The 14,524-nt window shown below is 68.0% G+C and carries 11 protein-coding genes and 1 pseudogene; 6 read left to right on the plus strand and 6 right to left on the minus strand.

From position 1 onward, the window contains the following. Window positions 1-225 precede the first annotated feature (225 nt). Window positions 226-2,286, plus strand: coding sequence for a DUF222 domain-containing protein (locus ACWETB_RS01575; protein ID WP_452208800.1), 2,061 nt, complete (start codon window positions 226-228; stop codon window positions 2,284-2,286). A gap of 25 nt (window positions 2,287-2,311) precedes the next feature. Here ACWETB_RS01575 and ACWETB_RS01580 read toward each other — a convergent pair whose 3' ends face one another. After that, window positions 2,312-2,839, minus strand: coding sequence for a GNAT family N-acetyltransferase (locus ACWETB_RS01580; RefSeq protein WP_348805465.1), 528 nt, complete (start codon window positions 2,837-2,839; stop codon window positions 2,312-2,314). Window positions 2,840-2,844: 5 nt separating this feature from the next. Further along, window positions 2,845-3,837: a stage II sporulation protein M gene (locus tag ACWETB_RS01585; RefSeq protein WP_348805464.1), complete on the minus strand. Its 993-nt coding sequence runs from the start codon at window positions 3,835-3,837 to the stop codon at window positions 2,845-2,847. A gap of 111 nt (window positions 3,838-3,948) precedes the next feature. On the opposite strand from ACWETB_RS01585, the gene ACWETB_RS01590 reads away from it, so the two are divergent. Continuing rightward, window positions 3,949-4,818, plus strand: coding sequence for an RDD family protein (locus ACWETB_RS01590; RefSeq protein ID WP_452208844.1), 870 nt, complete (start codon window positions 3,949-3,951; stop codon window positions 4,816-4,818). Between the two features lie 3 nt (window positions 4,819-4,821). On the opposite strand, the gene ACWETB_RS01595 is transcribed toward ACWETB_RS01590, so the two are convergent. Beyond that, complete coding sequence (locus ACWETB_RS01595) at window positions 4,822-6,015, minus strand: acyl-CoA dehydrogenase family protein (protein WP_449743388.1); 1,194 nt, start codon at window positions 6,013-6,015, stop codon at window positions 4,822-4,824. A 128-nt stretch (window positions 6,016-6,143) separates the two neighbouring features. On the opposite strand from ACWETB_RS01595, the gene ACWETB_RS01600 reads away from it, so the two are divergent. Beyond that, window positions 6,144-6,476, plus strand: coding sequence for a TfoX/Sxy family protein (locus ACWETB_RS01600; protein ID WP_449743387.1), 333 nt, complete (start codon window positions 6,144-6,146; stop codon window positions 6,474-6,476). Between the two features lie 23 nt (window positions 6,477-6,499). Continuing rightward, a complete protein-coding gene (locus tag ACWETB_RS01605; RefSeq protein ID WP_452208803.1) occupies window positions 6,500-8,539 on the plus strand; it encodes an FUSC family protein in 2,040 nt (679 codons plus the stop codon). Window positions 8,540-8,583: 44 nt separating this feature from the next. On the opposite strand, the gene leuS is transcribed toward ACWETB_RS01605, so the two are convergent. Further along, complete coding sequence (gene leuS / locus ACWETB_RS01610) at window positions 8,584-11,499, minus strand: leucine--tRNA ligase (RefSeq protein ID WP_449743385.1); 2,916 nt, start codon at window positions 11,497-11,499, stop codon at window positions 8,584-8,586. A 99-nt stretch (window positions 11,500-11,598) separates the two neighbouring features. On the opposite strand from leuS, the gene ACWETB_RS01615 reads away from it, so the two are divergent. Both ACWETB_RS01615 and ACWETB_RS01620 read left to right on the plus strand, forming a co-directional pair. Further along, complete coding sequence (locus ACWETB_RS01615; RefSeq protein WP_452208806.1) at window positions 11,599-12,141, plus strand: SdpI family protein; 543 nt, start codon at window positions 11,599-11,601, stop codon at window positions 12,139-12,141. 6 nt (window positions 12,142-12,147) lie between these two features. Then, window positions 12,148-13,158, plus strand: a complete 1,011-nt coding sequence (locus ACWETB_RS01620) for a bile acid:sodium symporter family protein (RefSeq protein ID WP_449743383.1) — start codon at window positions 12,148-12,150, stop codon at window positions 13,156-13,158. 207 nt (window positions 13,159-13,365) lie between these two features. On the opposite strand, the pseudogene ACWETB_RS01625 reads toward ACWETB_RS01620, so the two are convergent. Both ACWETB_RS01625 and ACWETB_RS01630 read right to left on the minus strand, forming a co-directional pair. Continuing rightward, window positions 13,366-13,680, minus strand: a pseudogene (locus ACWETB_RS01625) (DedA family protein); the annotation flags it as partial. Between the two features lie 154 nt (window positions 13,681-13,834). After that, on the minus strand, window positions 13,835-14,509 hold the full coding sequence (locus ACWETB_RS01630) for a YqgE/AlgH family protein (protein ID WP_449743382.1): 675 nt from the start codon (window positions 14,507-14,509) through the stop codon (window positions 13,835-13,837). Window positions 14,510-14,524 lie beyond the last annotated feature (15 nt).

The raw sequence follows: 14,524 nt of genomic DNA on the forward strand, positions 1-14,524 counted from the left end.
CCGACGATCCTGCGAGTAGGAGTATTCGCCGGACCGAGCGGGTCGCGGTCGGGGCCACCGTCCGTCACCCGACGTCGGGCGCGGAGCTGAGTTGTCCCCAGAAGTCGATTGGTCCACAGATGGGGTGGCCGATCGTCGGCGTGAACGGTTTTGTCGGTGGCCGTCTTTACAATGATGGTCAGATCGAAGAGAGCTTCGACGGTCATCTTGTTCGAGGGGGCGAGGGTGAGCAGCATTCCATGGAGCGCGCGGATTCGTGGGGATGTGCGCGACGCGTTGTTGAAGCAGGGGCCGTCGCCGTGGCCGGGGTTGCCGCCGGAGTTTCTGTTCGGGGTGGATCCGGATCGGTTGGATCAGCATTCGATCAACGAGGTGTTGGTCGCGATGACCGAGTTGGATCGGTGCCGTTCCTATATGGCGTGGCTGGATTCGTATTTCACCGCGTATGTGGTGAGGTGTCTGACCGACCGGCCGTTGGACGAGTCGGCGGAGTACGCGCAGATCGCGGCCGAACACATCTCCCGCACCCGCAACCTGGCGATGGTGACCACCCGGCGGATGCTGGATGAGGCGATCGTGATGGCCACCCGCCTGCCGAAGACGGGGCGGGCACTACGCGAGGGGCGGATCAGCCACAGCCAGTTCCGGACCCTGATCGACCGCACCAACCTGCTCGATCCGGGGCCGGCCTTGCATCCGAACACCGCGCTGGTCGACGCAGCGATCGCCGAGCGGTTGTTCAGCAGGCAGGGGCAGTGGCCGGCGACGAGTTTGCGGGACATGGTCGACAAGATCGTGTTCCAGCATGCTCCGGACGCCGTGCGGGAACCGCGGAAACGGAACCTGGACAAGCGGGGTGTGTTCACTCATTTCGAGGGGGATGGGACCGGGGAGATCACCGGCACCATGTCCGCGGAGAACATCACGATCGCGGAGAAGACGATCGCCGCCCTGGCCGACTGCGCCTGCCGGAAAGACCCGCGGACGCGGCGGCAACGCCAGGCCGATGCCATGTACTCGTTGTTGTCGGGGACGCAGTTCGCGTGTGAATGCGGCAAAGAGGACTGCCCCGCCGACATTCCGGAGCCGGGCTGTATTCCGGATGTGCAGATCGTGCTGCACGTCATCGCCGATGAGACCACCGCTGCGGCGATCGAGGAACGCCAACAGGAACAGGAGCGCCAGGAACAGGAGCGCCAGGCGCAAGGACGGGGACGGTCCGATGCCGGCGACGAATCCGGTGGAGGTGCACGCCAATCGGTAGTTCAGTCGCGCCGTACGGAATCGAAGCCCGCATCCGAGCCGGATCTCGAGCCTGAGCTCGAGAAGGAACCCGAGCCCGAGCCGGCCACGCATACCGACACGCGTGCGGTGCAGATGACTCTGCCCGACGAATGCGGCTCGGACGCCGAGAGCGCAAGCGCAGAAACGGATGTCGCTGCGGAACCGCCACCCGAACCCGCCGACGATGGACCTCCCGATTCGGCGCCCGACGATGACACGGACGCCGCGCCCGCCGACGCCGAATCCCGCTCGGGCAGCACCGTTTCGGCCGCCGAGATGCCGATCGACGGGAACCTCGGCTACCTCGTCGGGCAGGGTGCGGTCATCCCCGAGCAGATCCTCGATCTGATCAGCCGATACCCGACCACGATCCGACGGATGGTGCCCAAGGGCGTGAATCCCGAGGACGTCGAACTCCCGTCGGCGTTGCCGTCGGATCCATACCGACTGTCGACGGCGTTGGACACATTCATCCGGATGCGCCACGGCGAGTGCGTCATCCCCGCCTGCCGGGGCAGTGCGTTCGACGGGGATTGCGATCACGTGCACGAATACGACCACGAGCACCCCGAACTCGGTGGACAGACCACCCCCGACGGGCTGAACGCCAAGTGCCGTGGCCATCACCTGCAGAAAACGCACTCCCGCTGGCTCGATGACCAGTACCGCGACGAGAACGGACGGCTGGTCACCGTCTTCACCACCCCGGAAGGCTTGAACATTCCGGGGCCGGCGGAAACCCTCGAAGACTTCTTCGGCGGGCTACGGCGCTACCGGTTCGCCGACCCACCAGCCGCGCCACCGACACCCCGGGAACCCGGGGTCATCCCCACCAGTAAGCGGGATCGGCTCGCCGCGAAGTACGAACGGCGACGCCGCGAACGGGAACGCAACCGGACCCGCATCGCCGATGGCGTCGACCCTTTGAACCCGCCACGCCCGAGACGACGCAAGAAGCGATACCCCGTCGTGCCTGATGACGGCGCACCACCACCCTTCTGAGGTGACTCCGATCAGCTACTGAATGTCACAGCTCATCGAAGGGTGCGGCGTACCGAAACGTGCCGCGGATCGGCGATTCCGATTGCCCCTCCGGGATTCGCAGTGCCTGAAAGTGCCTACCCCACTCGGGGTCCGGTGCTTCGATCCCCAGGTCGGCGGCCGTCCGGAAGCCGAACCGGGCGTAGTACTCGGGATCGCCGAGCAACGCGAGGACGTGCTCGCCGGCGGCCGCCGCGTCGTCGATCAGCCGCGTCATGAGGGCCGAACCGATGCCACCGCCCTGGGCGTGCGGGATGACCGCGAGGGGCCCGATGCCGATCGCGGGATCGTCGCCGACCCAGCCGCGGGTGCCGATCACGAAGCCGACGATCTCACCGTCGTCGACGGCGACGAGCGACAGAGCGAGCAGATAGCCGTCGTCGGCGAACAACGCGTCGGTCAACGCGGCCTCGACCGCGTCCTCCCCATCGGTGCCGTCGTCGAAGGCCGCCAAAATGATGTCCCGGATACGGGGTCGATCCTGCGTCGTCTCCTGGCGGATGTCGATCGTCATCCGACTCACGCTACCGGTGCCATGAAATCACGGTCGGCGGCGTCGATGTCGCCGCGCTCGCCGTCGTTGTACGCCCACCGTCCGAGCGTGAAGACGTAGACGAAGAAGCCGACCCACACGGTGACACCGATCCCGATGCGCGCCCAGGTGGGCAGCGGCGACGGCGTGACGAAGGCCTCGATGATGCCGGTGATCAGCAGCAGCCCCACCAGCCCGAGGGCGATGCCGATGGCGGCGCGACCCTGCGCGGCCAGCGACTGCAGCCTCGGCGTGTCGCCGGGCGCCACCCACGCCCAGAAGACGCGGAGTCCGACGCCGGCGGCCACGAACAGGCAGGTCATCTCCAGCAGCCCATGGGGGGTGATGAGGCCGAAGAACACGTCGGCGCGGCCGTGCCGGATCATGATCGACGCGGTGACGGCGAGGTTGAGCACGTTGCTCCACAGCACCATGATCACCGGTAACCCGAACACCCCGAAGGCGATACAGGTGGCCGCGAGCCAGAAGTTGTTGGACCACACGCGAAATGCGAACGAGGTTGCCGCGTGCTCGGAGTAGTAGTTCGCGAAGTCGTTGTTGACGAGTTCCTCGATCTCCTGTGGTGAGCCGAAACTGGTCTCCACCCGCGGATGATCGAGGAACCACCACGTCAACGCCACCATGGCGAGCACCGAGGCGATCATCGTCGTCAGCCACCACCAGCGGGTCGCATACAGCGCGGCCGGGAAGGTGCGTCCGAGGTAACGCCCGAGGGTCGCCCAGGCGCCGAGTTTGACCCCGGCCGCCCGCGACCGCGCCCGGGCCAGCAGCGACGACAGGTATCCGACGAGCGCGGGGTCGGGGGCGCTGGATCGGATCACCGACAGGTGCGTCGCCACCTTCTGATACTCGTCGATCATCTCGTCGGCCTCCGAGCCGGTGAGCCGACGCCGACGCGACAATTCGTCGAGTCGGTCCCAGGTCGGCTTCTTGGCCGCCACGTAGGCATCGAGATCCACGCCGACATGGTAGTGGCTGCGATGTTCACCGGGGCCGATCCGGCCACGGCACCGTCATTCGGTCGGCTGTCCGCCGAAGCCGCGGCCGACGTGCTGGTTAGAGTGTCGCGTATGTATCCGATGGCTCCCCCGTCGCCGCGCGGGCCGTACCCGGCCGCGCCGGCGGGCACCGCGGCCTGGGGTCGGGGCGTACCCGCGACGGTGGGCGTCGGCCGCGACGATCTGGTGTCCGGGGAGGCGGTCGCCCTCGATCTGCCCGCCGCATCGCTGGGACTGCGCATCGCGTCCGGCCTCATCGACTTCGTCGTGGGGATGACCGTCCTGATCTTCCTGCTGTGGCTGTCGTTCAAATTGGCCACCGACGAGGCCCTGTTCGGCGCCTGCGCCACCATGTCGGTGGTGCTGGCGTGGGCGGCGCTGCCGACGATCGTGGAGACCACCACCCGGGGCAAGACCCTGGGGCATCTGGCGCTCGGCCTGCGTACCGTCCGCGACGACGCCGGGCCGATCCAGTTCCGGCATGCGTTGACGCGCGCCATGCTCGGCGTCGTCGAGATCTACACCTTCTTCGGCGTCCCGGCGCTCATCGCGTCGGCCATCAGCCGGAAGAACAAACGCCTCGGCGACATGGTCGCCGGGACGTACGTGATCCGCGACCGCTTCCGCTTCCAGATGCCCGACCCCGTCGGCATGCCGCCGATGCTCGAACCCTGGGCGCGGACCGCCGACCTCTCGTCGATACCGGACTCGACCGCCATCTCACTGCGCCTGTTCCTCACGCGCGCCGAGCAGTACACCCCGGCCGCGCGTCGCGCGCTGTCGGATCGGCTGATCATCGCGGTCGCGCCGTACGTGGCACCCGCCCCGCCGTCGGGCGCACCGTATGAACTCGTGCTCGCGGCGATCCTCGCCGAACGACGCCGACGCGACGCCGAGCGCCTGGCCCGCGAAGAGCGGCTGCGACGTAACCTGTTGCGCTGAAACCTACTTCAGGTCGGCGCTGGACTTCCCGAGGATCCGGCGGGCGATGATCAGTTGCTGGATCTGCTGGGTGCCCTCGAAGATGTCGAGGATCTTGGCGTCGCGCGCCCACTTCTCCAGCAGCATCGTCTCCGAATATGCCGCCGTCGCACCGAGTTCCACCGCCTTATTGGTGACGTCGGTGACCATCCGCCCGGCCTTGGCCTTCGACATCGACGCCTCGAGGGAGTTCGGCTGCTTGTTGTCGGCCATCCAGGCGGCCCGCAGGGCGAGCAACCACGATGCCTCCCAATCGGATTCGAGGCGGATGAACTCGGCGACCGCGGCGTGCATCGTGGTGGTGGACGCGTCGTAGTCGATCGTGTGGCCGGCACCCTCGAGCAGGGCCCGCAGTTCTTCGAGGGCGGCGCGGCCCACGCCGACCGCCATCGCCGCGACCACCGGGCGGGTGTTGTCGAAGGTCTGCATGACCCCCGCGAACGCCTTCTTGGTATCGACCTCCGGGGAGCCGAGCAGGTGATCGGCCGGAACGCGGGCGTTCTCGAACCGCAGCACGGCGGTGTCGGAGGCGCGGATGCCCAGCTTGTGCTCGAGCCGCACCACGCTGACGCCGTCGGCATCGAGCGGGACGACGAAACTCTTGATGGCCGCGCGTCCGGCGCTCTTGTCGACGGTGGCCCACGTGACGACGTGATCGGCGCGCGAACCCGCGGTGACGAAGATCTTCTCCCCGTTGATCACGTAGTCGTCACCGTCGCGGGTGGCGGTCGTGGAGACGGCGGCCGAGTCGGAACCGAAGCTCGGCTCGGTGATCGCCATGGCCGCCCACACCCCGGCGAACTTCTCGAGCTGTTCGGGGTTTGCCACCGCCGAGATCGCGGCGTTACCGAGTCCCTGATACGGAATCGAGAGCATCAGGGCGACGTCGCCCCAGCCCATCTCCACGCCGTGCAGCACGCCGCGGATGTTGGCGCCGTTGACGGTGTCGGCCGTCGACGACGGCTCCGCCTTCTCGGCCTCCCTGGTCTTGGCCCGCGACTCCTTGACCATTTTGCCCAGGTCATCGAGCTCTTTGGGGTACTCATGCTCGGCCGCATCATAGGTGCGCGAGATCGGCCGGAAGATGTGCTCGGCCGCCAGGTGTGCCTGTTCGACCGCGGAGTCGAACTTCTTCGGGAGTTCGAGATTGATCGCCATGCGCCTATCTTACTCATCGGTAAGATAGGCGCAAGTGTGGTGCACGATATAGCCACGAACTCTCAGCGAAACGATCACGGTCGCCGACGCCGCTGGCCGCACACACCGATGCGTCCTACCCTCGTTGGGTGGCCTACGACGAGGATCTCGCCTTCCGCATCCGCGCGATGCTGGCTGCCGAATCCAACGTCGACGAGAAGCCGATGTTCGGCGGCCTGGCATTCCTCATCAACGGCAACATGGCGCTCGCGGCGAGCTCACGCGGCGGCCTGATGGTCCGGGTACCGCCCGAGGAAACCGAGACCCTGCTCGAGTACCCGCACACCGATCCGATGATCATGTCCGGCCGGCAGACGCGCGGATGGATCCGCGTCACCGACGAGGGTGTGCGCACCGAACGCCAACTCACCCGCTGGGTGACCCTCGGCTCCGACTACGCCCGGAAACTACCGGGTAAGTAGCCCGACAAGCGATCACCGGTGCCATGATTCCTCGTGCGGTGCACGTCGTCCGGCGGCGCCTGGCCGCGTCCGACCCGGGCCGGCTACGACTGATCACGGCGTCGGCGACCGCGCTGGCGGTCCTGCTGTCGGTGAGTGCCGCGTCGGTGACCCTCACCGTCGTCGACGGCGACTCCGGGTACTACGTGATGGCCGGGATTCTCGCCATGATGTCGATAGCGGCGGTGAAGGATCCCACGCCGGGCTCACGAGCGACGACCACGGCTCTGCTGGCGGTGCCGGCCACGCTGAGCATCGTCACCGCAGCCGGTCTGTCCGCCCACCGCGGCGCCGCGGTCGTCGGCTTCATCGCCGTGGCCGGTGCGGCCACCTGGCCGCGCCGCTTCGGGCCACGCGGGGCCGCACTGGGGACCGTCGGCTTCTTCGCCTACTTCCTGACCATGCTGCTCGACGTCGACATCACCCACATCTGGCTCGGTGAGATCGTGGCGATGACCGCCATCGGGTCCGCGTTGCTGGTACGACTGGCCCTGCTGCGTCAGCGGCCGCGCCGACAGATCATCCTGCTGCTCGACGAGTTGTGCGCCGCATCCGACGCGGTATGTGCTGCTGCGGGTCGGCCCCACGACGACCCCCACGGCGGCCCCCACGACGACGGCGGGGATAAGCGCCTCACCGTCCTGAGGCAACGCATGGCCGCAGTGGTCATCGCGGTCTCGGACTGGCAACGGCGTCACGACACGTCGACCGTGTTGGGTGTCGACGCCACGACACTGTCCCAGCGCGTCTTCGACGTGCAGGTTTCCACTGAACAGGCCGCCATCGGCACCGACGCCGACCGGTCACACGCCGCGGCGCTCGATCGGGTCACCACGGCCACCGAGGCCGTGCGGGAGGTCGGGCGATCCCACCCCAGCGCGTCGTCACGCCCCACTACGTCCACGGATTCGGTGCCCGCCCATCGCCGGTCGCCGACGCCGACAACAGCGGCCGCACCGACGTCAACGCCGGCGCCGGCACCGGCACAGACCTGGCGATTCTGGCGGCGATGGCGACCAACGACGCGAACCGCGGCACAGGTCACCGTCGCGACCGCCCTGGCGACGGTGGCCGGGGAGGCCATCTCGGCATCCCGGTGGTACTGGGCCGTGCTGACCGCCTACGTCGTGTTCGTCGGAACCACCACCCGCGCCGCCACGCTGACCCGCGCCGAGCGGCGCGTCGTCGGCACCGTCGTCGGAGTCGTTGTCGGCACAGGTGTCGTGGTGGTCCTGGGTCACCACATCCACATCGAGTTGGCGATCTGCGTGATCTGTGTCTTCCTCGCCTTCTACTTCGGCCCACTGAACTACGAGGCACTGGTCCTGTTCGTGACGATCATGATCGCGGTACTTTTCGACCTTCTCGGTGTCTTCGACCTCCGCCTCGTGATGTGGCGCGCCGAAGAGACGGCCGTCGGCGCGGTGGTCGGCGTGATCGCGGCGTACCTGTTGTTCTCCAACGAATCCCGGGGAGCGCTCATCGACGCGGTCGACTCCTGGATCGATGCGGTACAGACCGTGATCCGCCGGTCGGTGCACGCCATGTGCGGCGGCCCCGACGCCGACGTCCTCGCCGCCAGCCGGGGACTCGACACCGCCGAGGCGGCCGTCGCTCACACCACCGCCTCGATGTCGCTGGCGCTGCTCACCGGGGCCGGGTCGGCGACGAACCGGACCCTGCTCGTGCTGCACCGCACCACGCCCTATGCGCACGCCCTCGCCTCCACCGCCATCGGCATCGCCGAGGGGACCGCCGGCGGGACCTCCGACCGGTGCGCCGGCACTGTCACCGAGTCACCGGCGATCGTCGACGCCGGCGACATCGCCCTGCGGACCGCCGAGGCGGTACGCCAGACCGTTCACCGGCAGCAAGGGCAGCCCTCGGTCGATGCCCCCGGCGGTGCGACCGACGTGCCGGTCCCCGACGACGACCGGGTCTCCGACGCGGTCGCCGCGCTGTCCCGGCTCAACCGGGCACTATTGCTCGTCCCCGGTGTCGAGGACTCCGTGCCCCGGCCCTGACCTCGGTCACGGCACAGAGTTTCGGTCACGGCACAGAGTTCACGTCACGGCACGATGTTGACGAGCCGTCCGGGTACCACGATCACCTTGCGCGGCTCACCGTCGAGCAGGCCGACGATCTTCTCGTCGGCGAGTGCGGCGGTCCGCAGGGCGGTCTCGTCGGCGTCGGCGGCGACCTGAATGACGCTGCGCTTCTTGCCCTTCACCTGCACCACGATCTCGACGGTGTCCTCCACCAGCAGGGCTTCGTCGGCGATCGGGAATGGTCCACGCACCAGCAGATCCTGGTGACCGAGACGGTGCCACAGTTCCTCGGCGATGTGCGGGGCCAGCGGCGCCAGCATCAGCACCAGCGGCTCGACGATCACGCGGGGCGCACCGGTGGCCTCGAAATTCTTCGTCAGGTGATTGGTCAGTACGGTCAGCTTGGCGACCGCGGTGTTGTTGCGCAGCGCCTCGTAATCCTCCCGCACACCGGCAATCGTCTTGTGCAGCAGGCGAAGTGTGTCCTCGTCGGCCTCGGCGTCGCTGACCCGGCCGGTGCCGGTCTCCTCGTCGACGACGAGTCGCCAGATCCGTTGCAGGAACCGCTGTGAGCCGACGACGTCCTTGGTGGCCCACGGCCGGGACTGATCCAGCGGTCCCATGAACATCTCGTAGACGCGCAGGGTGTCGGCACCGTAGTCGGTGGCGATGTCGTCGGGGGTCACCGAGTTCTTCAGCGACTTGCCCATCTTGCCGTACTCCTGGGTGACCGGCTCCCCGTTGTAGAAGAACCCGCCGTCGCGTTCGGTCACCTCCTCGGCCGGCACGTAGATGCCGCGGGCGTCCTTGTAGGCGTACGCCTGGATCATGCCCTGGTTGAACAGCTTTCGGTACGGCTCCCGGCTCGTCACGTAGCCGAGGTCGAAGAGCACCTTGTGCCAGAACCGCGAATAGAGCAGGTGCAGCACCGCATGCTCGACGCCACCGATGTAGAGGTCGAGCCCGCCGGGATCGTTCGGCCCGTGCAGCGCCGGCCGCGGACCCATCCAGTACGCCTCGTTCTCCTTGGCGCACAACGTGTCCTCGTTGGTGGGATCGATGTAGCGCAGTTGGTACCAGGAGCTGCCCGCCCACTGCGGCATCACGTTGGCGTCACGCGTGTAGGTCTTGAGTCCGTCACCGAGGTCGAGTTCCACGGTCATCCAGTCGGTGGCCTTGGCCAGCGGCGGTGACGGTTCGGAATCGGCGTCCTCCGGATCGAAGGAGACCGGTGCGTAGTCATCGACCTCCGGGAGTTCCACCGGCAGCATCGATTCCGGCAGCACGTGCGCCTGACCGGCGTCGTCGTAGACGATCGGGAACGGCTCACCCCAGTAGCGTTGCCGTGCGAACAGCCAGTCACGCAACTTGTACTGGATGGTGCCGGTGCCGGCACCGCGCTCCTCGAGCCAGCCGATGATCGCGGCCTTCGCCTCCTCGACGCGCATGCCGTCGAGAAAGTCGGAGTTCACCAGCGGGCCGTCGCCGACGAAGGCCTCGGTGGCCACACCCTGCTCGGAGCCGATGACCTCACGGATCGGCAACCCGAAGACTGTCGCGAACTCGTGGTCACGAGTGTCGTGCGCGGGCACCGCCATAATGGCGCCGGTGCCGTAGCCCATCAGCACGTAGTCGGCGATGAACACCGGAACATTGCGCCCGTCAACGGGATTGGTGGCGAAGGTGCCGGTGAAGACACCGGTCTTCTCCTTGTTCTCCTGCCGTTCCAGGTCCGACTTCGCGGCGATCGACGCCCGGTAGGCGACGATCGCATCGGCCGGGGTGGCGGCCCCGGCCGTCCAGCGCTCATCGGTGCCGTCGGGCCAGGCGCCCGCGGTCAACGTGTCCACCAGCGGGTGCTCGGGACTGAGCACCATGTAGGTGGCGCCGAACAGCGTGTCCGGGCGGGTGGTGAACACCTCGATCGCGGCGTCGGCGGACGGGACCGCGAAACGCACCTGCGCACCACGCGAGCGCCCGATCCAGTTGCGCTGCATGGTCTTGACCTTCTCCGGCCAGTCCAGGTCGTCGAGATCGTCGAGCAGCCGGTCGGAGTAGGCGGTGATCCGCATCATCCACTGCCGCAGATGCTTGCGGAACACCGGGAAGTTACCCCGATCGCTGCGGCCGTCGGCGGTGACCTCCTCGTTGGCCAGCACGGTACCCAGACCCGGGCACCAGTTGACCAGCGAATCACTCTGGTACACAAGACGATAGGAGTCGACAAACTCGTTGCGCTCGACGCCGCTCAGCTCCGCCCAGTCCCGGCCCGAAAACGCGGTGCCGTCGAGAGTGCGTGCGCCGGAAGCGAATTCGTCGATCAGCTCCGAGATGGGGCGGGCCCTACCCTGCTCGGCGTCGTAGAAGGCGTTGTAGATCTGGGCGAAGATCCACTGCGTCCACCGGTAGAAGTCGACGTCGGTGGTGGCCACCCGCCGGCGCTCGTCATGGCCGAGGCCCAGGCGGCGGATCTGTCCGAGGTAGCGCTCGATGTTGGCCTCGGTGGTGGTGCGCGGATGGGTTCCGGTCTGCACCGCGTACTGCTCGGCGGGCAGCCCGAAGGAGTCGAAGCCCATTGTGTGCAGCACGTTCTTGCCGATCATCCGCTGATAGCGGGCGTAGACGTCGCTGGCGATGAAGCCGAGCGGATGCCCGACGTGCAGGCCCGCCCCCGACGGATACGGGAACATGTCCTGCACGAACACCTTGTCCGGGGCATCGGCCGACGCGCCGCCGTAGGGGGTCAGGTCACCGGCGAGCGGGCCCACCGGGTTGGGCGCCTCGTAGGCGTGCCGATCGGCCCAGTTCCGCTGCCAGCGCCGCTCGATCTGACCGGCGAGCTCGGCGGTGTAACGGTGGGTGCCGGGGGCGCCGCCGGCCGCCGATGAGGTCCCTGCCGGGGAGCCGTTGCTGCGCGAAGTATCCGCTGAAGTCACTCCACCAGCGTAAATGGTCGCCTCCGCGCGTCTGCAGCGGCGGCCCGGCCGCGAGGCGCCGGTTTCGCCCCGGCGGCGCCGGGCTCGTATGGTGGTCGGGTGAGTGTCGTGTCCATCGTCGTCGCCGTCGTCGTCTTCGTGCCGGCCCTGGTGTGGCTTGCCGTCGGCGTCGCAGGTCTGCGCGGAACGCTGCGCCGCAACCGGTGGGTGGGCGTGCGCTCGCCCGAGACGCTGAGCTCCGACGACGCCTTCGCCGTGGCCAACCGGGTCGCCGCGCCGGGCACGATCGGTGCCGCCGTGATCCTGCTGGCCGGCGGCCTGCTGACCCTGGGTGTCGGTTCCGCGTGGTCGTTCCTCTTCGGCGTGGGTGCCGCGGTGGGCGCGTTGATCATCGTCGGCGCGGTCAGCGGCTACGCGGTGCGTGCGGCCCGGTGGGCATCGTCCGAGGACTCCGATGCGGGCTGCGCCTGCTGTTCGGGTGCCGACGCCCATGATCACGGTGAGGCACCCGCCACAACGGAAGCCGCGACTGCCGGTTCCGATGCCACCAACGCCGCCGATTGCGGCGAGTCGAGCTGCGCGTCGTGCACCCTGCGCGGGGCCTGCCTCGGCGACGACGACACCGCCGCCAGCCGGGTCTGAGCGTCGGTGCGTTCCCTGCTGAGCCGTTCCCCCATCGACGGCTTCATCCTCGCAATCCTCGCCGCGGTGGGTATCGCCGCGGTCTTCCCGGCCCGCGGCACCTTTGCCGACGTCCTCGACTGGGTGGTCGTCGTCGCGATCGCTCTGTTGTTCTTCCTCTACGGTGCGCGGCTGCATCCGCGTCAGGCCCTTGAGGGCCTGGCGCACTGGCGACTGCACCTGATCATCCTGTCGTTCACCTTCGTCGCCTTCCCGCTGATCGGGCTCGCACTGCAACCGGTGCTGCGTCCCCTGCTCGGCCACGACCTCGCCGCCGGAATGCTCTACCTGTGCCTGGTCCCCTCGACGGTCCAGTCCTCCATCGCGTTCACCTCGATCGCGAAGGGCAATGTCGCCGGCGCGATCGTCAGTGCGTCGGCGTCGAATCTGATCGGGGTGGTGCTCACCCCGCTGCTCGTGGTGGCGTTGATGTCGGGGACCAACGGCGTGCACATCACCGGCTCGTCGATCGGGAAGATCGTCGCCGAGATCCTCGTCCCGTTCATCCTCGGCCAACTGTGCCGGCCCTGGGTGAGCCCCTTCCTGAAGCGGTTCGCCGAACCCACCAAACTCGTCGACCGCGGCTCCATCGTGCTGGTGGTCTACGCGGCGTTCAGTGAGGGCGTGCGCAACGGCATCTGGTCGATCGTCGACGCGTGGCAGGTGGTGGCGATGGCGGCTATCGCGACCGTGTTGGTGGTGGCGATGCTGTGGTTCACCGGCTGGCTGCCGCGTCGGCTGCACTTTCGCCGCGAGGACGTCATCGCGATCCAGTTCTGCGGAACGAAGAAGAGCCTGGCCACCGGCCTACCGATGGCGACGGTCCTGTTCAGCGGTTCGGTGGTCGGTCTGATCGTGCTGCCGCTGATGATCTTCCACCAGATCCAGCTCATCATCTGCTCCTGGATGGCCACCCGCTACGCCCGGGAAGCCGCCGCCGACACCTCCGCCGACACCTCCGACGAGACCGCCCGCTGAGCCGAGCGGCTCCTCGGTCACCGGAAGGGCCCGGTGATGCCAGCGGGCCATCGCCCACTTCCCGGCCAGCAGCACCGCCACCAGCGACACCACCACGAGAACCGCGTACACCAGGATCGTCGCACCCAGCACGGCGCCGGCGAAGAAGCCGACCAGCAGCACCGTCGTCGCCCAGCTGACGGCGCCGACCACGTCGGCCGCACCGAATCGGGCGAACCGCATCTCGGTCATCCCGGCCACCCGCGGAACGATCGACCGGACGTAACCGATCCACCGGCCCGTCGTCACGACGACGATCCCGGAGGTGTCGATCCGTTGCTGCGCGCGGTCCCAGCGCTGCTCCCCGAACCGGCGGCCCAATGCCGAACCACGCAACCGCGGTCCACCCAGACGACCCAACCAGTAGCCGGTGACATCACCGGCGATCGCACAGATACACGCGACGACGATCAACGCGACGATGTTGGTCTGGCCGACCGCGGCGGCCACGCCCGCCGCCAGCAGCAATGCCTCGCTGGGCATGATCAGCCCCGCCAACAGCAACGCCGTCTCGGCGTACACCGCCCCACCGGCGATCAGATACACCGCCCACGCAGGCACCGACTCGATCACGTGGATCAACCAATCGGCGAAAGCGTTCACCCTCGCGACGATAACCGTAGAACGGAAGGATCACTCAATTCATGGAGACGTCGACCGGGTGGGTGGCCAGCAGCGGCATCGGCCAGGGCTGTCGACGCAGGACGTCGGCCCAGATGTCGACCGCGGGCGGGGCCAGCACATCCCGCGGCAGCGCCGACGCCAGCATCCAGCTGTCCTGCTCCATCTCCGAATCGAGTTGCCCGATTCCCCAGCCGGCGTACCCGGCGAAGATCCGCACACCCTCGACGAGGGTCGCGATGAGTTCCGGGTCGGCGTCGAGGTCGATGAGCGCGACGCGGCCGCTGACCGGGCGGATCGCCTCGACATCGCCGACATCCACGCCGCGGCGGATCACGCCGAGACACAGGGCCGAATCCTGCTTCACCGGACCGCCGATGAACAAGGCCCGCGGCGCCGCGGTGACGTCGGTCCACGACGGCATCACATTGTGCACCGCGGTCTGGCTGAGCCGATTGATCACGACGCCGAGACTGCCGGCGTCGTTGTGCTCGATGACGTAGATGACCGTGCGGGCGAAAGTCGGTTCGATCAGATCCGTCGACGCCAACAGCAGTGTGCCGGGCCGGATGGAGTTCGCCGATTCGATGTCGCGGGCCGCATCCGCGCTCGACCCACCACCCCCGATGCCGTCGGGCAGATCCGGGGTCGGATCGTCTGCGCTGTCACCGCCGTCCACGAGAACCATCATCGCATGGCTGCCCGG

It is taken from the genome of Gordonia sp. NPDC003950 (genome assembly GCF_053605205.1).